We start from the raw sequence: 19,478 nt of genomic DNA on the forward strand, positions 1-19,478 counted from the left end.
GGTATTCGATTGAATGCATCCGGGGCTTGATATTCCGTGGTTTTGCCCGCAGTAATCATCTCCATGAGGCACTTACCCAAATCGTCAGAGGCTTGATTCATGTCCGTGATTGACCTGCGCAGCGACACCGTGACCCAACCCACGCCCGGCATGCGCGACGCGATGGCCACGGCCGCCACCGGCGATGACGTGTATGGCGAGGACCCCAGCGTCAATCGCCTGGAAGCCGAACTGGCCAGGCGCCTGGGCTTTGCCGCCGCGCTGTTCGTGCCCACCGGTACCATGAGCAACCTGCTGGCGTTGATGGCTCATTGTGAGCGCGGCGAGGAATACATCGTCGGCCAGCAGGCCCACACCTACAAATACGAAGGCGGTGGTGCAGCGGTGCTGGGTTCGATCCAGCCGCAGCCGCTGGAGGTGCAGGCGGACGGGTCCCTGGACCTGGACCAGGTACTGGCGGCGATCAAACCGGACGATTTCCATTTTGCCCGCAGCCGTTTGCTGGCGCTGGAAAACACCATGCAAGGCAAGGTATTGCCGCTGGATTACCTGGCCCAGGTGCGGGCGTTTACCCGTGAACATGGCCTGGCCCTGCATCTGGATGGCGCGCGGCTCTACAACGCAGCGGTCAAGCTGGGCGTGGATGCACATGAGATTGCCCGGCACTTTGATTCGGTGTCGGTGTGCCTGTCCAAAGGCCTCGGCGCGCCGATTGGCTCGGTGTTGTGCGGTTCCACGGCGTTGATCGCCAAGGCCCGGCGCCTGCGCAAGATGGTCGGTGGTGGCATGCGCCAGGCCGGTTCGCTCGCGGCGGCGGGGCTGTACGCCTTGGATCACCAGGTCCGGCGCCTGGCCGACGACCATGCCAATGCGCAATGGCTGGGCGATGAGCTGCGCCAGGCCGGCTATAAAGTCGAGCCGGTGCAGACCAACATGGTCTATGTGCAGATCGGTGATCGGGCCGACGCCTTGAAGGCCTTCGCCGCCGAGCGCGCGATCAAGTTGAGCGTTGCGCCACGCCTGCGCATGGTTACGCACATGGATGTGAGCCGGGCGCAGATCGAGCAAGTGGTGCAGGCATTCGTCGAGTTTTCGCGTAAATGACCGTGCAGACCGTCCAATTGAACGTTTCAATCGTATAAACACGCTGTACCACCGGCAAAGGGCCGATATAATGCGGCCCTTTGCCGTCGCTCCGTCTGATGATGTTGCGCACTGGCCTTTGGCCGCAGCCTCCGTGGAAGAACCTAATGAAAAGCGCAGAAATCCGTGAAGCCTTCCTTCGCTTCTTCGAAGAGCAAGGTCACACCCGTGTCGCCTCCAGCTCCTTGATCCCAGGCAATGACCCTACCCTGCTGTTCACTAACGCGGGGATGAACCAGTTCAAGGACTGCTTCCTGGGCCAGGAAAAGCGCGCCTACACCCGCGCCACCAGCAGCCAGAAGTGCGTACGCGCCGGCGGCAAGAACAGTGACCTGGAAAACGTCGGCTACACCGCCCGCCACCACACATTTTTCGAAATGCTGGGCAACTTCAGCTTCGGTGACTATTTCAAGAAAGACGCGATCACGTTCGCCTGGACCTTCCTCACCGGCGTGCTGAAGCTGCCCAAGGAAAAACTCTGGGTCACCGTGTACGCCACGGACGACGAAGCGTATGACATCTGGACCCAGCAAATCGGTGTACCTGCCGAGCGCATGATCCGTATCGGCGACAACAAAGGTGCGCCCTACGCGTCGGATAACTTCTGGACCATGGGCGATACCGGCCCGTGCGGCCCGTGCACCGAGATTTTCTATGATCACGGCGACGATATCTGGGGTGGCCCGCCAGGCTCGCCGGAAGAAGACGGCGATCGTTACATCGAGATCTGGAACAACGTGTTCATGCAGTTCAACCGCACCGCCGACGGTGTGTTGCATCCGCTGCCGGCGCCGTCGGTCGACACCGGCATGGGCCTGGAGCGGATCAGTGCGGTGATGCAGCACGTTCACTCCAACTACGAAATCGACCTGTTCACCAACCTGTTGAGCGCCTCGGCGGCGGCCATTGGCTGCGCCAACGAAAGCCAGTCTTCGCTCAAGGTGGTGTCGGACCACATCCGCTCCTGCGGCTTCCTGATCGCCGACGGCGTGCTGCCGTCCAATGAAGGCCGTGGTTATGTGCTGCGCCGCATCATCCGTCGCGCCTGCCGTCACGGTAACAAGCTGGGCGCCACCGGCAGCTTCTTTTACAAAATCGTGGCCGCGCTGGTGGCCGAGATGGGCGACGCCTTCCCGGAGCTCAAGCAGCAGCAGGGCAACATCGAGCGCGTGCTCAAGGCCGAGGAGGAGCAGTTCTCCAAGACTCTGGAACACGGCCTGAAAATTCTGGAGCAGGACCTGGCCGAGCTCAAAGGCACCGTGGTGCCGGGTGACGTCGTGTTCAAGCTCTACGACACCTACGGTTTCCCGATGGACCTGACCGCCGACATCGCCCGTGAGCGCGAACTGACCATCGATGAGGCCGGTTTCGAGCGCGAGATGGAAGCCCAGCGCGTGCGCGCACGTTCCGCCAGCGCTTTTGGCCTGGACTACAACACGCTGGTCAAGGTCGACGTGGCCACCGAATTCACCGGCTACAAGGCCACCGGCGGTTCGGCCAAAGTGGTTGCCCTTTATAAGGAAGGCCAGTCGGTCGACGTCTTGAATGAAGGCGATGACGGTGTGGTGGTCCTGGACCAGACCCCGTTCTATGCCGAATCCGGTGGCCAGATCGGCGACTGCGGTTTCCTCAATGCGGCTTCCGGTCGCTTTGATGTGCGTGACACCACCAAGACCGGCGGCGCGTTCCTGCACCACGGCGTGTTGGCGTCGGGCAGCCTCACCGTCGGTGCGCCGGTGGAGACCCAGGTGGACGCCGAGGTGCGCCACGCCACCGCGCTGAACCACTCGGCCACCCACTTGCTGCACGCTGCACTGCGCCAGGTACTGGGCGAGCACGTCCAGCAGAAGGGGTCGTTGGTCGACAGCCAGCGCCTGCGTTTCGACTTCAGCCACTTCGAAGCGATCAAGCCCGAGCAGATCAAGGCCCTGGAAGACATCGTCAACGCCGAGATTCGCAAGAACACCCCGGTGGAAACCGAAGAAACCGATATCGAGACTGCCAAGGCCAAGGGCGCCATGGCGCTGTTCGGCGAGAAATACGGCGACAACGTGCGCGTACTGAGCATGGGTGGCAGTTTCTCGGTGGAACTGTGCGGCGGTATCCACGCCAACCGTACCGGCGACATCGCCCTGCTGAAAATCATCAGCGAAGGCGGCGTGGCGTCCGGTGTGCGGCGTATCGAGGCAGTAACCGGCGCTGCGGCCCTGGCCTACCTCAATGCGGCCGAAGAACAACTCAAGGAGGCGGCCAGCCTGGTCAAGGGCAGCCGCGACAACCTGATCGACAAGCTGTCCGCCGTGCTGGAGCGCAACCGTGCCCTGGAGAAACAGCTGGAGCAGTTGCAAGCCAAGGCGGCCAGCGCCGCGGGCGACGATCTGTCGTCTGCCGCGGTGGACGTCAAGGATGTGAAGGTCTTGGCCGCACGCCTGGACGGTCAGGACGGCAAGGCGCTGTTGGCCTTGGTCGATCAGTTGAAGAACAAGCTCGGCCGCGCAGTGATCCTGCTCGGCAGTGTCCATGAGGATAAGGTCGTTCTGGTTGCCGGTGTAACCAAGGACCTGACTGGCCAACTCAAGGCTGGTGATTTGATGAAGCAAGCCGCCGCGGCAGTGGGCGGGAAGGGCGGTGGTCGTCCGGACATGGCGCAAGGCGGTGGTGTAGACGCCGGCGCCCTGGACGCAGCCCTGGCCCTGACCGTGCCGTTTGTCGAGGCAGGTATTTAAGGCACTGTTAACCGGCCCGTGGTTCAGTCGCGGGCAGGTTCGGTGCTGGTTGATTGGTTATCAGGCGCCCCTTTACGGGCTGAGGCGGCTTAGAAATGGCTTTGATCGTACAGAAATTTGGAGGTACCTCGGTCGGCTCTGTTGAAAGAATCGAGCAGGTGGCCGACAAGGTTAAGAAATTCCGCGATGCAGGCGACGACCTGGTGGTGGTGCTGTCGGCCATGAGCGGCGAGACCAATCGCCTGATCGACCTGGCCAAGGCGATCAGTGGTGATCAACAGCCGCTGCCGCGTGAGCTGGATGTGATCGTGTCCACCGGCGAACAGGTGACCATCGCCTTGCTGGCCATGGCGCTGAACAAGCGCGGTGTGCCGGCGGTGTCCTACACGGGCAGCCAGGTGCGCATCCTCACCGACAGCGCGCATACCAAGGCGCGTATCCTGCAGATCGATGATCAGAAAATCCGTACGGATCTCAAAGCAGGCCGCGTGGTAGTTGTAGCGGGCTTCCAGGGCGTGGACGAGCAAGGCAACATCACCACCCTCGGGCGTGGCGGTTCGGACACCACCGGCGTGGCGCTGGCAGCGGCGCTGAAAGCGGATGAATGCCAGATCTACACCGATGTGGATGGCGTCTACACTACCGATCCGCGTGTGGTGTCCGTGGCCCAGCGCCTGGACAAGATCACCTTTGAAGAGATGCTGGAAATGGCCAGCCTCGGTTCCAAGGTGTTGCAGATTCGCGCGGTGGAGTTCGCCGGCAAGTACAACGTTCCGCTGCGCGTATTGCACAGCTTCAAAGAGGGTCCGGGCACCCTCATTACTATTGATGAAGAGGAATCCATGGAACAGCCGATCATTTCCGGTATCGCTTTCAACCGTGATGAAGCCAAGCTGACTATCCGTGGCGTGCCAGACACCCCGGGCGTGGCATTCAAGATCCTGGGCCCTATCAGCGGCGCGAACATCGAAGTCGACATGATCGTGCAGAACGTGTCGCACGATAACACCACCGATTTTACCTTCACCGTGCACCGCAACGAGTACGATGCGGCAGAACGGATCCTGCAGAACACTGCCAAGGAAATCGGTGCGCGTGAAGTGGTGGGCGACACCAAGATTGCCAAGGTGTCGATCGTGGGCGTGGGCATGCGTTCCCATGCAGGCGTTGCCAGCCGCATGTTCGAGGCCCTGGCCAAGGAAAGCATCAATATCCAGATGATCTCCACGTCGGAAATCAAAGTATCGGTGGTGATTGAAGAGAAGTATCTGGAGCTGGCAGTGCGCGCGTTGCATACCGCTTTTGAGCTGGACGCTCCGGCCCGACAGGGCGAGTAAGGCAGTGCCAGGAAGGCGCGGTTTACCGCGCCTTTCCTTTTTTTGTAGGGCGCATGTTCTTTTACGCGCGCTCGACAATACTTGGGCGGGTAGGGCTATGGCCCTTTGGCTGTAGGTCGAAAGCCGTTTTTTTGCAGACTGTTGTTCCTGAACTGAAATGCGTGAGGAGAAAGGTATGCTGATTCTGACTCGTCGGTGCGCAGAAAGCCTGATTATCGGTGATGGCGAAATCACCGTGACCGTGCTCGGCGTCAAAGGCAATCAAGTACGTATCGGGGTTAACGCTCCGAAAGAGGTGGCGGTGCACCGCGAGGAAATTTACCTGCGGATCAAGAAAGAGAAGGACGAAGAACCAAGCCTTTAATTTTTATCGTTTTTTATGTTTGCAAACGGGGATGAACGTGGTTAATATACGCCCCGTGTTGCGGAGAGCTGGCCGAGTGGCCGAAGGCGCTCCCCTGCTAAGGGAGTACACCTCAAAAGGGTGTCGGGGGTTCGAATCCCCCGTTCTCCGCCATTATTTGCTTAGTACGTTGCAATCTGGTTTTTTCGGTAAGTTGTTGAAATTGCTCGAAAAAATAGCTTTACATAGAGATTGAACGGCCTATAATGCGCGGCAACAAATGCACTCGTAGCTCAGCTGGATAGAGTACTCGGCTACGAACCGAGCGGTCACAGGTTCGAATCCTGTCGAGTGCACCATTTAAGAGTCAGTTGCAGTGATGCGGTGATTCGGTTACAACCAGTTGTGATCTGGTCTAAAAACACAATCTGCACTCGTAGCTCAGCTGGATAGAGTACTCGGCTACGAACCGAGCGGTCACAGGTTCGAATCCTGTCGAGTGCACCATACAAACAAAAAGCCCGCCAAGTGCGGGCTTTTTGCCGTCTGGGGTTTGTGTAGGATTTTCTCTTTTACGCGCGCTCCCATGTGTTTTCCCTTCCCGCTGCGTCGTCGCAGTTCATGGATGCAGCCATTACTCAGCATTGGCTCGCAAGCGCTTGTTCTTTCCAGTTTTTTGACGTTTAAAGTGGCCGGGCGGTGTATCATTGCGCCCGTCAGCCCCGCCGGGGCTTGTGGAATACCTCCATGGACTTACCCAGTAGCTGCTCAGTACCCCGTTTTACCAATCATGAATTGACTGATTGATCCTTCCGGCGTGCCCCGCTGCTGGGAGTGGAGTTCGCCTATGACCGAAGTAGAAGTAAAGAAAACACAAGAAAGCCTGCAGGATCGCCTGGCTCAAGTTATCGAGTTGCTGCAGCGCCAGCGCGTGGTCGAAGACCTCACGCACCGCCAGGAAGGCCCGAATAACAACCTGGTCGAAAACCTGGTTCACCGGCAAAACCTCGTTGAGCTGCAACGCAAGCTCGATGACCTGCACTCCGCCGACGTCGCCTATATTCTCGAAGCCTTGCCGCTGGATGATCGACTGACCCTCTGGCAGTTGGTCAAGGCCGACCGCGACGGCGATATCCTGCTTGAAGTATCCGACTCGGTCCGAGAAACCCTGATCGCCGACATGGATGATCACGAGCTCCTGGCCGCCGCCAAGGAGATGGACGCCGACGAACTGGCTGACCTGGCGCCTGAACTGCCCCGTGATGTTGTCCATGAGCTGATGGAAGCGCTGGACACTCAGCAGCGTGAGCGCGTGCGCTCGGCGTTGTCGTACGACGACGATCAGGTCGGCGCGCTGATGGACTTCGAGATGGTCACCATCCGCGAAGATGTCAGCCTGGAAGTGGTCCTGCGTTACCTGCGTCGTCTCAAGGAGCTGCCCGGCCATACCGACAAGCTGTTCGTGGTCGATTACGAAGGCATCCTGAAGGGCGTCCTGCCGATCAAGCGCCTGCTGGTCAACGACCCGGACAAGAAAGTTGCGGACCTGATGGCCAGCGACACCGTGAGTTTCCATCCGGATGAAGACGCCTACGATGCCGCGCAGGCATTCGAGCGTTATGACTTGATCTCGGCGCCGGTGGTGGACAAGAACGGCAAATTGATTGGCCGTTTGACCATCGATGAAATCGTCGACCTGATTCGTGAAGAGAGTGAAACCGAAGTCCTCAACATGGCGGGTCTGCGTGAAGAGGAAGACATCTTTGCATCGGTCTGGCGTTCGCTGCGTAACCGCTGGGCCTGGCTCGCTGTCAACCTGATTACCGCGTTTATCGCTTCCCGGGTGATCGGCTTGTTTGAAGGCTCGATCGAGAAACTGGTCGCCCTGGCGGCGTTGATGCCGATCGTGGCCGGTATTGGCGGTAACTCCGGTAACCAGACCATCACCATGATTGTGCGCGCCATGGCGCTGGATCAGGTGAGTACCGCCAACTCCTCGCGGTTGCTGCGCAAAGAGCTGGCCGTGGGCCTTATCAATGGCCTGGTCTGGGGTGGGGTGATCGGCGTGGTGGCCTATTTGCTGTATGGCAGCTGGTCACTCGGCGTGGTCATGACGGCCGCCATGACCCTCAACCTGCTGCTGGCGGCGCTGATGGGCGTGTTGATCCCGATGACCCTGGCCCGCATTGGGCGCGACCCTGCCATGGGTGCCAGCGTGATGATCACCGCCATGACCGACAGTGGTGGCTTTTTCATCTTCCTGGGCCTGGCTACCATCTTCCTGCTCTAAACCCTGCACGCTGGCCGGCTCCCCTGTAGGAGCTGGCTTGCCAGCGAAGATCGTCAACGATAACGCGTAAACCCTGACTGCCTGCGGCGCGCTCAAGTTTTTCGCGAGCAAGCTCGCTCCTACGGCTGCCCCCTCAAATTCCACGCAAAAAAAAGCCAGCATTTAGCTGGCTTCGGCTTTCAGTCGCGAATCAATTGGCTTCTGCGGCCGCCTCGACGTCATGCGCGATAAGCGAGACGAGAGCATTTTGCTGACGGTGGGAGAGCTGACGAAAACGCTGCAGCAGTTCGCGTTCGTGCAGCGACAGCTCGGGACTGTCCAGGCGCATGCTCAACTCTTCGCCCAAGGCACCTTCCTGAATGAGGCTTTGTTCCAGGCGCGCGATGATTTCGGAGTTCATGCTGCGGTGATGATTGCGAGCCACCTCGGCAATGCGTTCCCGCATTCCGTCTGGCAGACGTACGACGAACTTGTCAGCCGTACGGCTGGAATAAATTGCCTGTTTCAATGGGCGCATATATTTAACCGGTTAGTTCAGGGGAGCGGTTTCTGGAATTGGCCGCAAGATGAGTGTTAAGACAAGACTCACGACCAAAGTTCAACCCGAATTGCAAAGAGGCCGCATCATGCCTCACATTTGCCAGTTCCTTGGCGTCAATTCTGTGACAAATATTGAACTGACTAAAGGCTTTATGCCAGCACTCATTTGCATTTTTGCGGACTGGTTGGAAAACCGGGCTACGCGCGCTTCCCCGAGGGAACTTCTCGCAAGTCCAGGCCACCACAGGGTTTGAGGCCGCACATCCTATCGCAAAGTGGCCTTTTGCCCCTAGCTTTAAGACTAGTGGCAATTTGCCGATTAGCGAGGGCGAGGCGACATAAGGTAGCGAAGGGGGTTCAGCGCAAGATGGGGTCGAACTTGAAGCGACGACCCATGATCAGGGTCAGCAGGAACAGGCTGGCGAAAACGCCGCTGGCGATAAATGCGGTGGTCTGGCCGTCTTGCGACCCAGCGCTCAAACCCAGAAGACCGGTGAATGCGGTCAGGCACATAAACAGCCAGGCAAATTTACTCATCGCCAACTTCCTCAGAAAACCCAGCGTTCGGATGCAGGCGCTTGCTGAGTGCCTTGGGCCACACGTACCGGCAGCTGTGCATTTGGCGCCATCACCGCCAGTTGCGGACGCTGCTGCAAGTGGTGTGGCACCGCCTGGCTGAGCTGCGCAGGATCGTTATTGCCGGACGATTGAAAGTGAAAGGTTACCAATGCAGCCAGGGCTACGGTGTTGAGGGCTAACAGAAAGGCACTGTTCATGGTCATGTTCTCCGCTTAACGTCGTGGCTGGTTGCATTTGTAGGAGAAGTATTGCAGTTGTCGTGCCAAGGCAATAAACCAATAAAATCAATGGCTTAATGGTGGTATGAATGACCGGAAGGTTGCAATTTGCAATGCGGGTGTCGTGCAGCAGTGCATTTTGCACGACGGGCTCAAGCGCCCGTATTTGCGGGGCCAAACCATGCTTGCTCGTGCAGGGAGCGGCCTACACTCAAAAAGCCTAAGGACGACATGACAAAACCCACCTTGGCCGTTAACATGCACGCCGTCCGTCGCCGCGCATTTGGCGCCGCGGCTATCACATGTCCCAGTAGCTCAATTGGATAGAGCATCCCCCTCCTAAGGGGAAGGTTGGCCGTTCGAACCGGCCCTGGGACACCAGATCCAAAAGCCCTGCCCAGACCTTCTGGCAGGGCTTTTTTGTGCGCGCTTTTCACACTCGGGTCGAACCTTGCCGATGTTCAGGGTTCACAGCACGTGCGCGGTGTATTTATCGCAATCCATGTACCTTGCAAGCAGCCGGGCAGCGTCTGAGCTGTAGGCAAAATAATCCCCGGAACGGCGCAAACCGCCTGTCCGGAACTGACTACCCCGGACTATCATGCCGATAGCCCTGATTCTTACCGCAAGGAGCCGCTCGGAACGCCGATGCGCCAGATCTGGAAATCTTTTCGAGCCCTTTATTTCGCCTCTTTGATGATGTTGATCGGCTCCGGCCTGCTCAGCACTTACCTGGCTTTGCGCCTGGCGGCCGACAATGTCGACAGCCTGTGGGTGGGTGCGCTGATGGCCGCCAACTACTTTGGTTTGGTGCTGGGTGGCAAGATCGGGCACCGCCTGATTGCTCGGGTCGGGCACATCCGGGCCTACGCCACTTGTGCCGGCATCGTCGGCGCTGCGGTGCTGGGCCACGGCCTGGTCGACTGGTTGCCGGCCTGGATCGTGTTGCGGGTGATCGTGGGCCTGGGGATGATGTGCCAGTACATGGTCATCGAAAGCTGGCTCAATGAGCAGGCGGACGCCAAGCAGCGTGGCGTGGTGTTCAGCCTGTACATGATCGCGTCCTACCTCGGCCTGGTGCTGGGGCAATTGATCCTGGTGTTGCATCCCCAGCTTGGCCTCGAGCTGTTGATGCTGGTAGCGCTGTGCTTTGCCCTGTGCCTTGTGCCGGTGGCAATGACCCGGCGCATTCACCCGGCGGCGCTGCATCCTGCGCCGATGGAACCGCGCTTCTTTATCAAGCGCGTGCCGCAGTCGCTGAGTACGGTGCTGGGGGCCGGGTTGATCGTCGGCTCATTCTACGGCCTGGCGCCGCTGTATGCGTCCCAGCAAGGGCTGACGACCGAGCAGGTCGGTTTGTTCATGGGTAGCTGCATTTTTGCCGGCCTGTTGGTGCAGTGGCCGTTGGGCTGGTTATCGGACCGGTATGACCGAGCGCTGTTGATCCGCTGCTTTGCCTTGTGCCTGGCCGTGGCGGCACTGCCCCTGGCGATCATGACCCATGTGCCGCTGGAAGTGCTGTTCGTGGCGGGCTTCCTGTGTTCGCTGGTGCAATTCTGCCTGTACCCGCTGGCCGTGGCGTTCTCCAACGACCATGTGGAAGGTGATCGCCGGGTATCGCTGACGGCCATGCTGTTGGTGACCTATGGCATCGGCGCCAGCATCGGGCCGCTGCTGGCCGGGGTAATCATGAAGCTCTTCGGCAACCAGATGCTGTATGCGTTTTTCAGCCTGTGCGCGCTGATCCTGGTGTGGCGAATCCGCCCCAAAGCCGTGACCAACCTGCATCAGGTGGAAGACGCGCCGCTGCATCATGTGGCAATGCCCGACAGCATGTCCAGTTCGCCATTGGTGGCTGCGCTCGATCCACGGGTAGACGAGCAGGTGGTGCAGGAGCAGATGCAGGTGAGCGTGCCCGACCCGGAGCCGCAAGACGATGCGCAGCCATCGACCGATGAGCCGCCCTTCGAAGGGCCGCCGGAGCCGCTGGGTCCCGAAGAGCATCCGCATGACTTGAGCAGGGCGCGCCCCTGAACGCAAAAACGGGCGGTTCCCATCAGGAACCGCCCGTTTTTTTATCGCGATTTCAGGTTAAAAATCGTCGTCTTTGTCGAAGCGCCGCGCTTCGCGTTGCAGCTGGTAGACAAAACGTTCGACTTGACGCTGCACCAGGCCGCTCATGTTGTGAAAGCGCACGCCGGCGAAGGTAATGTTGATCCGTTCTTCGAAGTGCAGGTGCCGCAGTTCGACCGAGGTGGTCATGCTGCCAAAGGGCAGGGCGGCCATGAAGCGCTCGTAGACCTGGCCCAGCTGCAGGCGCTCGGAAATGTCCCCTTCAAAGCGCAGTTTGCAACCGGTGGCGGAAATATCCAGGAGTTTGCCGCGCACAGGTGCCTGGAGCTTCTCGCCATCGAGTTCGATGTTGACCAGCTGCGCCAGCTTCAGGGCGGCGCGGAAGGCATTGCGACGCTGATGGTAGACCACCTCGTCAGGCATGCTGCCGGTGTAGACACGGTGGCCGTCTTTTTCGCTGACGGTGAGGGTGCCTTTGCTTTCCCAGGCGACACGCACGCCGTCGTGGAAACCTTCGATGCGAAAGGGTTCGCCGCTTTCGAGGTGGCGTTCACCGTCGCGGGGAATCATTTCATCCAGAATCATCTTGTGGCCGTCACGGTCCACGTCCACCAGGTAACTCTGGAAGCGCTGGCTGCGTTCGTGGAAGGAGATGATCAGCGGGTCGTGACTTTCTTGCAGCATCCGCAAGGTGCTGGCGATTTCCAGAGGCGTGGTGAGGACCTTGGGGGGCTGCGGGGCATCTTCCGCATTAAGGGCGTTGAACACGGTTCTTCCATCTCCAGACAAAATACGACTACACGCAAGAGCGGGCATTCTGCCAGTATGTGGCGCGCCTTGGATAGGCCACGCTGTAAAACCCGCGTCAGGCTTGGCTGCGGGTGCTTGGCTTGACCAGGCGCGAGGTGGAACCCTGCGCGTTGTAGAGCGCTGGAGGCTCGCCGCCGTGAAGTATGCGCAACTGGTTGGCGGTCGTAGCTTGTTGAAGCTGGATCGACTGGCCGTTGAGCAGGTTGGCTTCCTGGCACTGGCTGAGCAGTTGATTGAGTTCTTTACTCTGGGCGAGCAATTGATCGCCGACCGAGGAGTGGCTGGCCAGTTGCGCCAGGCCGTCATGGTCAGCCGGCAGGCCCAGGCTGATTAGGATCTGGCTGCGCTTTTTGCCGTGCTGTTCCAGCAGGACAATCAGCGACTGCTTGCGCGCCAGAATTTCTTCCAGCAGCGGCATGTCCCGGCCGTAGAGGGCCAGGGATTCTTCCTTGAGCAGCTCGAGCAGTTGTTGCGTCGGCTCAAGATCATCAAGGATCAGTTGAAGCAGATTTTCGTCGTGATGCATGGCTGGCCTTGGGGTTTAAGCGTCCAAAAGCCCGGCGCAGGCCTTTGCCTAGCGCTCGGCTTCGAAATTGAGCAGCTTGCTGGCTACACGGTTGCTGTCGACTTTATAGCTGCCATCGGCGATTGCCTGTTTCAATTCGGCCACACGGGCTTTATTGACCACCGGTTGATCGCGCAGCGAGTCAGTGACCTTCTGCAACTGTTGAGCCTCATTGCTCAGGTGTACGGACTCCCCGCTCTGGCTGGCGCTCGCCTGTTCTGCCTTAGCGGGCAGTGGCGGGGCCTTGGCTTCTACGTTTTCCTTGCCGGTAGTACGCGCAGTGCCTGACGTCGTCGGGGTGTTATTTAAACGGCTGAAATCGATGACCATGATCAAAAAACCTCTGGGTATTTGGACGCTTGCCATGTTTTCGGCCATACCCAAACAAACTTTAGGCGCGAATGACAATAAATCTCCACACGGGACTTCTCGTGCACAGTGTAGGAAATGCCGGCGTCCTGTACCAGTGATCTATAAAGCGACCTCCACTTGCCCTGGGGCTGTGACCCGCGCCTTGATCACGCGGTTGGAGTTGAGGTTCTTGACCCGGATCTGCTCGCTCATGCCACCGTTGGCCAGCGCTTCACCCGGCATTTTTACGTTCAACCCGCCACTGCTGGCGGAAATCACCACCTGGTCACCCTTGCGAATCACTTCGGCCTGCTCAAGATGTACCAGGGTGATCACTTGGTCGGTGACCACTGGTCGGGTCAATTTCTGCCCGACGGCCTGATCAACGGAAGTCAGGTAGCCCTGGCTGATCATGCTGATGTCCCGTTCGCGCAACACGACGTCCTCAAAACCGATGATGCCGGTGCGCTTGAGCGGGCGGGCAACCACCACCACATCGCGGAACAGCTTGACCTGGGCCGGCACGAACACGGTCCAGGGCGAGGCGCCTTCGCAGCGCACTTTGACCGTCACGCGGCCGATGGGCTGGGCCGGGCTTTCCAGAGTGGCTGTCAATTCCTTGTCGCACATTGGCATGCGCAGGCGCGGGTCCAACTGGCTGACCTGGATTTCATAACGCCCCGGCGTCTGTGTGGTCGCCAGATAATCTTCTACAGTGAACTCAAGAAAGCCCTGAGTGACGCCGATAAGTACATCAGGCAGTGTGACGTTATCAGCGCGGGCCTTGGTGCCCAGGCCCAAGGCAAGCAGCGCCAGCGGTACGCAGAGGCATCTGCAAAACCGTATCAGGGTGGGGCGTCGGGAAACCGTCGTTTTAATATCCATGATCTAGTAAATAGCAAAGCTCGTGCCGTTTCGTGTTGGGTGCGCGTCGCACCCCCAAAGGTTTTAGCGTAGGAGTCTGGGCATGGCAGGAGTAATGGATTCAGTAAACCAGCGCACACAGCTGGTAGGGCAGAATCGCCTGGAGTTGTTGCTTTTTCGCCTCGATGGCAAGCAGCTATATGGCATCAACGTGTTCAAGGTGCGGGAAGTGTTGCAATGCCCCAAGCTGACGATCATGCCCAAGTCCAGTCCGGTGGTATGTGGCGTTGCCAGTATCCGTGGCGCGACGATCCCGATTCTTGACCTGGCCCTGGCCACCGGTTCGGCGGGTTTGCAGGACCGCGAGAACCCGTTCGTGATCATTACCGAGTACAACACCAAGACCCAGGGTTTCCTGGTGCGCTCGGTGGAACGCATCGTCAACATGAACTGGGAAGAGATCCATCCGCCACCCAAGGGCACTGGCCGCGATCACTACCTCACGGCCGTGACGCGGGTTGATAACCAGTTGGTGGAAATCATCGACGTCGAGAAAATTCTGGCCGAAGTGGCGCCGACGTCGGAAACGATCTCGGTCGGTGTGGTCGATGCCGACACGGCGCACAAGGCAATCTCCCTGCGCGTACTGACGGTGGACGACTCCTCGGTGGCGCGTAAGCAGGTGACGCGTTGCCTGCAAACGGTCGGCGTGGAGGTGGTGGCCCTCAATGATGGCCGTCAGGCGCTGGATTACCTGCGCAAATTGGTCGATGAAGGCAAGAAGCCCGAAGAAGAATTCTTGATGATGATTTCCGACATCGAGATGCCGGAAATGGACGGCTACACCCTCACGGCCGAGATACGCAGCGACCCGCGCATGCAAAAATTGCATATCATCCTGCATACTTCATTGTCGGGTGTATTCAACCAGGCGATGGTCAAGAAGGTCGGTGCCGATGACTTCCTGGCCAAATTCCGTCCTGATGACCTGGCATCCCGGGTCGTCGATCGGATCAAGGCAGCAGATCACAGCTAGGGTTTTTTCCCCTGGCGGTCACACGTTTTTTTAGAGGCGGTATCAGTGTCTACAGGTAATTTGGATTTTGAACAGTTCCGGGTATTCCTGGAAAAAGCCTGTGGCATATTGCTCGGTGAAAACAAGCAATACCTGGTTTCCAGCCGTCTCAATAAACTGATGGAGCAGCAGGGCATCAAGTCCCTCAGCGAATTGGTTCAGCGGATCCAGGGCCAGCCACGCAGCGGTCTCAAGGAGATGGTGGTCGATGCCATGACCACCAACGAAACCTTGTGGTTTCGCGACACCTACCCCTTCGAGGTACTCAAGAGCAAAGTGCTGCCGGAAGCCATCAAGGCCAGCCCGGGCCAGCGCCTGCGCATCTGGTCGGCCGCGTGTTCCTCGGGGCAGGAGCCGTACTCGATTTCTATGTCGATCGACGAGTTCGAGCGGACCAACATGGGCCAGTTGAAGGCCGGGGCGCAAATCGTCGCCACCGACTTGTCCGGGACCATGCTCACCAATTGCAAGACCGGTGAGTACGACAGCCTGGCCTTGGGCCGCGGTTTGTCCCAGGAGCGCCTGCAGCGTTACTTCGATCCGAAAGGGGCGGGGCGCTGGGCGATCAAGGCGCCGATCAAGAGCCGTGTGGAGTTTCGTTCCTTCAACCTGCTCGACAGCTACGCCAGCCTGGGCAAGTTCGACATGGTGTTTTGCCGCAACGTGCTGATCTACTTTTCGGCCGAGGTGAAGAAAGACATCCTGCTGCGCATCCACGGCACGCTCAAGCGCGGCGGTTACCTGTTCCTCGGTGCTTCCGAAGCGCTGAACGGTTTGCCGGACCATTACCAGATGGTGCAGTGCAGCCCTGGGATCATTTACCAGGCCAAGTAATTCGCAGGTCAAAAAGTGTGGGAGCCAGGCTTTGTGTGGGAGCTGGCTCCCATTTTTTTTGCGGCAATCCTTCCAATAGCGGCAACACCCATTGCCGCTTTACTGGCGCCACGCGGAAACCCCTTGCCGCTTTTCTGGCATCGCCGCCGGCAACCTCCCCGCAAAGCCCCGGAATACGGGCTCTCTCAGAATTGGCATGCGCCTTGCTATAGCCCTGTTAACGAACAGCAGGTCAGCCTAAAGGTTTCCGCCATGAGCATCAGCTTCGATAAAGCGCTCGGTATCCACGAACAAGCCCTGGGCTTCCGCGCCCAGCGCGCCGAAGTCCTGGCCAACAACATTGCCAACGCCGACACCCCGAACTACAAGGCTCGGGACCTGGACTTCTCCGCCGTGCTCGCCGCACAGCAGGACAAGACCAAGAATGGCACCTTCGCCTTGAACATGACCAACAACCGTCATATCGAAGCGCAAGGCCTGAGCAATGGTGACGAGTCGCTGCTGTATCGCACGCCGATGCAGCCGTCGATCGACCAGAACACCGTCGACGCCCAACTGGAGCAATCGGCCTACGCCGAGAACTCGGTGAACTTCCAAGCCAGCTTTACCCTGCTCAACAGCAAATTCAAAGGGCTGATGTCAGCCCTGCGTGGAGAGTAAGCCATGTCCCTGTCCAGTGTTTTCAATATTGCCGGCAGTGGCATGAGCGCGCAGACCACGCGCTTGAACACCGTCGCCAGTAACATCGCCAACGCCGAGACCGTGTCTTCGAGCATTGACCAGACCTACCGCGCCCGTCACCCGGTGTTCGCCACCATGTTCCAGGGCGGCCAGAACGGCGGCAGCGATTCGCTGTTCCAGGACCAGGGCGCCGCAGGCTCCGGCGTGCAGGTACTCGGCGTGGTTGAAGACCAGAGCAACCTGGAAGCCCGCTACGAACCCAACCATCCCGCCGCGAACGAAAAGGGCTATGTCTACTACCCCAACGTCAACGTGGTCGAGGAAATGGCCGACATGATTTCCGCCAGCCGCTCGTTCCAGACCAACGCGGAAATGATGAATACCGCCAAAACCATGATGCAGAAGGTCCTGACCCTGGGTCAGTGATAAGGGGCGCCAAATAATGGCCATCGTTGATACTTCAAACAACACGGCAGTCCAGGACCTTTTCAACAACAAGGTCAAGACTGCCACGAATAACAGCGGCGTCGGCGACGCCACCAAGACGGCGACGGGTAGCCAGTCGCTGGGCAAGGACGCGTTCCTGCAATTGCTCGTGACTCAGCTGAAAAACCAGAACCCGCTGTCGCCGCAAGACAACGGCGCGTTCGTGGCCCAACTGGCGCAATTCAGCAGCCTGGAAGGCATCAATACCCTGAACGACTCGGTGAATAACATCTCGAGCAACTTCAGTTCTTCGCAAGCGCTGCAGGCGTCGTCGCTGGTCGGACGTTCGATCATCACCCAGACCGACAAGGCGCTGGTGGATACCAGCAAGAGCATGACCGGCTCGGTGGCCGTCACGGCGGCCACGGGCAACGTGTCCATCAAGATCACCGACAAAGACGGCAATGTGGTGCGCACCATCGACACGGGCGCCCAGAGTGCAGGCACCTCCGACTTTATCTGGGACGGCAAAAACGACAAGGGCGAGGTCGCCCCTGCGGGCACCTACACCTTCAATGCCACCACCAAGAACGATAAGGGCGACGCCGTTGCCCTGGCCACTTCGCTGCCGGCGACGGTAACGAGCGTGACCCTGAGCAAGACCGGCGGCGAAATGCTGTTGAACCTTGCAGGCGGCATGGGCAGCGTCAAGCTGTCGCAAATCCAGACTATCGGTACATAGAGCCGGCTAACGACGGCAGAGGGAGAGAAACATGTCTTTTAACATCGGCCTTAGCGGCCTCTATGCGGCCAACAAACAACTGGACGTGACCGGCAACAATATCGCCAACGTCGCGACCACTGGCTTCAAGTCGTCCCGTGCGGAATTCGCGGACATTTACGCCGCCTCCAAATTGGGCACCGGCCAGAACAGCATCGGCAACGGTGTGAACCTGGCGGCCGTGTCCCAGCAGTTCACCCAGGGTGACGTCAATGGCAGCGGCGGCGTGCTGGACATGGCGATCCAGGGCGGTGGTTTCTTCGTGCAGAAGGGCAGCGACGGTTCGCTGGAATACACCCGCAGCGGCGCTTTCCGTGCCGACAAGGACGGCTACATCACCAACAACACCGGGACCTCGCGCCTGCAAGGCTACGCGGCGGATGAGAACGGCAAGGTCACCAAGGGCGGCCTCGTCGACCTGCAACTGAATCTGTCGAACCTGCCGCCGAAGGCGTCCAGCAAGGTGGACTCCACCAGCAACCTGAACTCTTCGGAACCAGCGATCAACCAGACCACCAAGCCGTTCGATCCGTCCGACACCAGTACCTTTACCACGCAATACAGCACCACCTTGTACGATACCCAGGGCAACGCCCACTCGATGGTCCAGTACATGGTGAAGACCGACTCCAACAAGTGGATGTCCTACACCACGATCGACGGGCGCAACCCGGATGGTTCGACGCTGGCTGCCACGCCGCCTGTAGGAAAGCTGCTGACATTTGATACCGCAGGCACGCTTTCGACGATCACAACGCCGCCGGCTACCGTCTCCAACACTACGCTGACCATCGCGGACTGGAAGCCGGGTGCCATGGTCAATGGGGTTTGGGCAGACAACGGCGCTGCTGCCAACCCAGGTGGCATTGCCGTCAACATGGCCAATATCACCCAGTACAATTCGGCCAGCTACCGCAACCCACCGGTCACCGATGGCTACGCCACCGGCCAGATCACCGGCCTGAAAATCGACGGCAGCGGCGTACTGTTCGCAACGTTCAGCAATCAGCAGAGCAAGGCCATCGGCCAGATCTCCCTGGCCAGCTTCAACAACGAGCAAGGCCTGCAGCCATCGGGCGGCACCGCCTGGAGAGAGACCTTCGCCTCGGGCCAGCCGGGTTATGACACCCCGCAAGCCGGTACCCTGGGCTCGATCGTGGCCAACTCCCTGGAGAACTCCAACGTCAACCTGACCAACGAGTTGGTGGACCTGATCAAGGCCCAGAGCAACTACCAGGCGAACGCCAAGACCATCTCCACCCAGAGCACCATCATGCAGACCATCATTCAGATGACCTGATGCATCGGCGCTCCACAAGAAACCCCTCGTAAGAGGGGTTTTTTGTGCGCGTCAGAAAATATCCGGCGCCCCATAAGGTTACGCGTTGAATTGTTTGGCGAGGAACGCCCCGCACCTGTCTTGCCACTGATCGGACCAGAGCCCAGGAGGTTTACCCATCAAAGGAGGCAGGTATGCGGAGTTCAGCTGTTTACACAGCCGATACTGTTCGTGGGGGATTTGCGCCTCGCTTGGCGCGGGTTGAATCAACACCGATAGCGCCTGACGCGCAGAAGGCTGCAGTCAAAACCCTGCTCAACGAGCTTCTCGATGCGCAGCAAACGGGCAAGACCCAGACAGTTCAAGATACGCGTGACAAGCTCAATGCACTGCGTGAGAAGCTGGGGGACGAGAAATTCAAGGAGATCCTTGAGCAGCTCAAGAAAGACGCGGACCAGGCTTGGCTGGCATTGTTGAAGGCTCTGTTTCCGGAGTTGTTTCCAGATGAGGACCCACCTTCACCGCCTTTTTCGCCAGCGCCACCAGGGGGCGGGGGGGGAGGC

General features: G+C 59.1%; 19 protein-coding genes, 4 tRNA genes and 1 pseudogene. 17 read left to right on the forward strand and 7 right to left on the reverse strand.

Annotated elements, in window-relative coordinates:
- The first annotated feature begins 99 nt into the window (after window positions 1-99).
- The 8 genes from ltaE to mgtE all read left to right on the forward strand — a co-directional run bounded on the left by ltaE (window position 100) and on the right by mgtE (window position 7,839).
- A complete protein-coding gene (gene ltaE / locus H0Z09_RS25025; RefSeq protein WP_186694297.1) occupies window positions 100-1,104 on the forward strand; it encodes a low-specificity L-threonine aldolase in 1,005 nt (334 codons plus the stop codon).
- A 146-nt stretch (window positions 1,105-1,250) separates the two neighbouring features.
- Complete coding sequence (gene alaS, locus H0Z09_RS25030; RefSeq protein WP_186694299.1) at window positions 1,251-3,869, forward strand: alanine--tRNA ligase; 2,619 nt, start codon at window positions 1,251-1,253, stop codon at window positions 3,867-3,869.
- A gap of 95 nt (window positions 3,870-3,964) precedes the next feature.
- Complete coding sequence (locus H0Z09_RS25035; protein ID WP_010208327.1) at window positions 3,965-5,206, forward strand: aspartate kinase; 1,242 nt, start codon at window positions 3,965-3,967, stop codon at window positions 5,204-5,206.
- 175 nt (window positions 5,207-5,381) lie between these two features.
- Window positions 5,382-5,570: a carbon storage regulator CsrA gene (csrA, locus tag H0Z09_RS25040; protein WP_003175645.1), complete on the forward strand. Its 189-nt coding sequence runs from the start codon at window positions 5,382-5,384 to the stop codon at window positions 5,568-5,570.
- 62 nt (window positions 5,571-5,632) lie between these two features.
- Window positions 5,633-5,723: transfer RNA gene (locus tag H0Z09_RS25045), tRNA-Ser, on the forward strand.
- 108 nt (window positions 5,724-5,831) lie between these two features.
- Window positions 5,832-5,908 (forward strand) — tRNA-Arg (locus H0Z09_RS25050).
- 71 nt (window positions 5,909-5,979) lie between these two features.
- Window positions 5,980-6,056, forward strand: a tRNA-Arg gene (locus H0Z09_RS25055).
- A gap of 340 nt (window positions 6,057-6,396) precedes the next feature.
- Entirely contained in the window at window positions 6,397-7,839 is a 1,443-nt protein-coding gene (gene mgtE, locus H0Z09_RS25060) for a magnesium transporter (protein WP_169378104.1), read from the forward strand.
- Between the two features lie 190 nt (window positions 7,840-8,029).
- Here the strand turns inward: mgtE and H0Z09_RS25065 are convergent, their stop codons facing one another.
- The 3 genes from H0Z09_RS25065 to H0Z09_RS25075 all read right to left on the reverse strand — a co-directional run bounded on the left by H0Z09_RS25065 (window position 8,030) and on the right by H0Z09_RS25075 (window position 9,155).
- The gene (locus H0Z09_RS25065) at window positions 8,030-8,356 is read right to left on the reverse strand and encodes an Arc family DNA-binding protein (RefSeq protein ID WP_003193592.1); all 327 of its coding nucleotides are present in this window, start codon (window positions 8,354-8,356) and stop codon (window positions 8,030-8,032) included.
- Window positions 8,357-8,736: 380 nt separating this feature from the next.
- Entirely contained in the window at window positions 8,737-8,916 is a 180-nt protein-coding gene (locus H0Z09_RS25070; protein ID WP_186694301.1) for a PA3371 family protein, read from the reverse strand.
- An 11-nt stretch (window positions 8,917-8,927) separates the two neighbouring features.
- Window positions 8,928-9,155, reverse strand: a complete 228-nt coding sequence (locus H0Z09_RS25075; RefSeq protein ID WP_186694303.1) for a hypothetical protein — start codon at window positions 9,153-9,155, stop codon at window positions 8,928-8,930.
- A gap of 325 nt (window positions 9,156-9,480) precedes the next feature.
- Here H0Z09_RS25075 and H0Z09_RS25080 point away from each other — a divergent pair.
- Both H0Z09_RS25080 and H0Z09_RS25085 read left to right on the forward strand, forming a co-directional pair.
- Window positions 9,481-9,557 (forward strand) — tRNA-Arg (locus H0Z09_RS25080).
- A gap of 267 nt (window positions 9,558-9,824) precedes the next feature.
- Window positions 9,825-11,210, forward strand: coding sequence for an MFS transporter (locus H0Z09_RS25085; RefSeq protein ID WP_076949610.1), 1,386 nt, complete (start codon window positions 9,825-9,827; stop codon window positions 11,208-11,210).
- 57 nt (window positions 11,211-11,267) lie between these two features.
- Here the strand turns inward: H0Z09_RS25085 and H0Z09_RS25090 are convergent, their stop codons facing one another.
- The 4 genes from H0Z09_RS25090 to flgA all read right to left on the reverse strand — a co-directional run bounded on the left by H0Z09_RS25090 (window position 11,268) and on the right by flgA (window position 13,860).
- Window positions 11,268-12,017: a flagellar brake protein gene (locus tag H0Z09_RS25090; protein WP_186694305.1), complete on the reverse strand. Its 750-nt coding sequence runs from the start codon at window positions 12,015-12,017 to the stop codon at window positions 11,268-11,270.
- A 97-nt stretch (window positions 12,018-12,114) separates the two neighbouring features.
- A complete protein-coding gene (locus tag H0Z09_RS25095) occupies window positions 12,115-12,585 on the reverse strand; it encodes a flagellar protein FlgN (protein ID WP_076949608.1) in 471 nt (156 codons plus the stop codon).
- 48 nt (window positions 12,586-12,633) lie between these two features.
- Window positions 12,634-12,954, reverse strand: a complete 321-nt coding sequence (flgM, locus tag H0Z09_RS25100; RefSeq protein WP_076949987.1) for a flagellar biosynthesis anti-sigma factor FlgM — start codon at window positions 12,952-12,954, stop codon at window positions 12,634-12,636.
- Window positions 12,955-13,095: 141 nt separating this feature from the next.
- Window positions 13,096-13,860, reverse strand: a complete 765-nt coding sequence (flgA, locus tag H0Z09_RS25105; protein ID WP_186694307.1) for a flagellar basal body P-ring formation chaperone FlgA — start codon at window positions 13,858-13,860, stop codon at window positions 13,096-13,098.
- 82 nt (window positions 13,861-13,942) lie between these two features.
- Between flgA and H0Z09_RS25110 the strand changes: the two genes are divergently transcribed.
- From H0Z09_RS25110 to H0Z09_RS25140, 7 genes and pseudogenes are all read left to right on the forward strand, one after another.
- On the forward strand, window positions 13,943-14,875 hold the full coding sequence (locus H0Z09_RS25110; protein WP_076949606.1) for a chemotaxis protein CheV: 933 nt from the start codon (window positions 13,943-13,945) through the stop codon (window positions 14,873-14,875).
- Window positions 14,876-14,920: 45 nt separating this feature from the next.
- Window positions 14,921-15,748 carry a protein-glutamate O-methyltransferase CheR gene (gene cheR, locus H0Z09_RS25115; RefSeq protein ID WP_076949605.1) on the forward strand — a complete coding sequence of 276 codons (828 nt, stop codon included), beginning with the start codon at window positions 14,921-14,923 and terminating at the stop codon, window positions 15,746-15,748.
- Between the two features lie 252 nt (window positions 15,749-16,000).
- Window positions 16,001-16,408 (forward strand): flagellar basal body rod protein FlgB, encoded by a 408-nt coding sequence (gene flgB, locus H0Z09_RS25120; RefSeq protein ID WP_049711905.1) that lies wholly within the window; start codon window positions 16,001-16,003, stop codon window positions 16,406-16,408.
- 3 nt (window positions 16,409-16,411) lie between these two features.
- Window positions 16,412-16,855: a flagellar basal body rod protein FlgC gene (gene flgC / locus H0Z09_RS25125; RefSeq protein WP_076949604.1), complete on the forward strand. Its 444-nt coding sequence runs from the start codon at window positions 16,412-16,414 to the stop codon at window positions 16,853-16,855.
- Between the two features lie 16 nt (window positions 16,856-16,871).
- Entirely contained in the window at window positions 16,872-17,597 is a 726-nt protein-coding gene (flgD, locus tag H0Z09_RS25130) for a flagellar hook assembly protein FlgD (protein WP_186694309.1), read from the forward strand.
- A gap of 31 nt (window positions 17,598-17,628) precedes the next feature.
- Window positions 17,629-18,936 (forward strand): flagellar hook protein FlgE, encoded by a 1,308-nt coding sequence (gene flgE, locus H0Z09_RS25135; RefSeq protein ID WP_186694311.1) that lies wholly within the window; start codon window positions 17,629-17,631, stop codon window positions 18,934-18,936.
- Window positions 18,937-19,109: 173 nt separating this feature from the next.
- Window positions 19,110-19,478 (forward strand): annotated as a pseudogene (locus tag H0Z09_RS25140) (hypothetical protein); the annotation flags it as partial.

The sequence above is a fragment of the Pseudomonas sp. SWRI18 genome (assembly GCF_014268345.1).
In the GTDB taxonomy this organism is placed as follows: domain Bacteria; phylum Pseudomonadota; class Gammaproteobacteria; order Pseudomonadales; family Pseudomonadaceae; genus Aquipseudomonas; species Aquipseudomonas cedrina.

What these genes read in the sequence shown, in the direction of transcription:
- H0Z09_RS25095 (WP_076949608.1), bottom strand. Translation starts at nt 12,585, where the DNA reads ATGCATCACGACGAAAATCTGCTTCAACTGATCCTTGATGATCTTGAG.
- flgE (WP_186694311.1), top strand. Translation starts at nt 17,629, where the DNA reads ATGTCTTTTAACATCGGCCTTAGCGGCCTCTATGCGGCCAACAAACAA.
- H0Z09_RS25110 (WP_076949606.1), top strand. Translation starts at nt 13,943, where the DNA reads ATGGCAGGAGTAATGGATTCAGTAAACCAGCGCACACAGCTGGTAGGG.
- flgM (WP_076949987.1), bottom strand. Translation starts at nt 12,954, where the DNA reads ATGGTCATCGATTTCAGCCGTTTAAATAACACCCCGACGACGTCAGGC.
- mgtE (WP_169378104.1), top strand. Translation starts at nt 6,397, where the DNA reads ATGACCGAAGTAGAAGTAAAGAAAACACAAGAAAGCCTGCAGGATCGC.
- H0Z09_RS25075 (WP_186694303.1), bottom strand. Translation starts at nt 9,155, where the DNA reads ATGAACAGTGCCTTTCTGTTAGCCCTCAACACCGTAGCCCTGGCTGCA.
- csrA (WP_003175645.1), top strand. Translation starts at nt 5,382, where the DNA reads ATGCTGATTCTGACTCGTCGGTGCGCAGAAAGCCTGATTATCGGTGAT.
- flgB (WP_049711905.1), top strand. Translation starts at nt 16,001, where the DNA reads ATGAGCATCAGCTTCGATAAAGCGCTCGGTATCCACGAACAAGCCCTG.
- alaS (WP_186694299.1), top strand. Translation starts at nt 1,251, where the DNA reads ATGAAAAGCGCAGAAATCCGTGAAGCCTTCCTTCGCTTCTTCGAAGAG.
- flgD (WP_186694309.1), top strand. Translation starts at nt 16,872, where the DNA reads ATGGCCATCGTTGATACTTCAAACAACACGGCAGTCCAGGACCTTTTC.
- H0Z09_RS25065 (WP_003193592.1), bottom strand. Translation starts at nt 8,356, where the DNA reads ATGCGCCCATTGAAACAGGCAATTTATTCCAGCCGTACGGCTGACAAG.
- flgC (WP_076949604.1), top strand. Translation starts at nt 16,412, where the DNA reads ATGTCCCTGTCCAGTGTTTTCAATATTGCCGGCAGTGGCATGAGCGCG.
- H0Z09_RS25070 (WP_186694301.1), bottom strand. Translation starts at nt 8,916, where the DNA reads ATGAGTAAATTTGCCTGGCTGTTTATGTGCCTGACCGCATTCACCGGT.
- H0Z09_RS25085 (WP_076949610.1), top strand. Translation starts at nt 9,825, where the DNA reads ATGCGCCAGATCTGGAAATCTTTTCGAGCCCTTTATTTCGCCTCTTTG.
- flgA (WP_186694307.1), bottom strand. Translation starts at nt 13,860, where the DNA reads ATGGATATTAAAACGACGGTTTCCCGACGCCCCACCCTGATACGGTTT.
- ltaE (WP_186694297.1), top strand. Translation starts at nt 100, where the DNA reads ATGTCCGTGATTGACCTGCGCAGCGACACCGTGACCCAACCCACGCCC.
- H0Z09_RS25035 (WP_010208327.1), top strand. Translation starts at nt 3,965, where the DNA reads ATGGCTTTGATCGTACAGAAATTTGGAGGTACCTCGGTCGGCTCTGTT.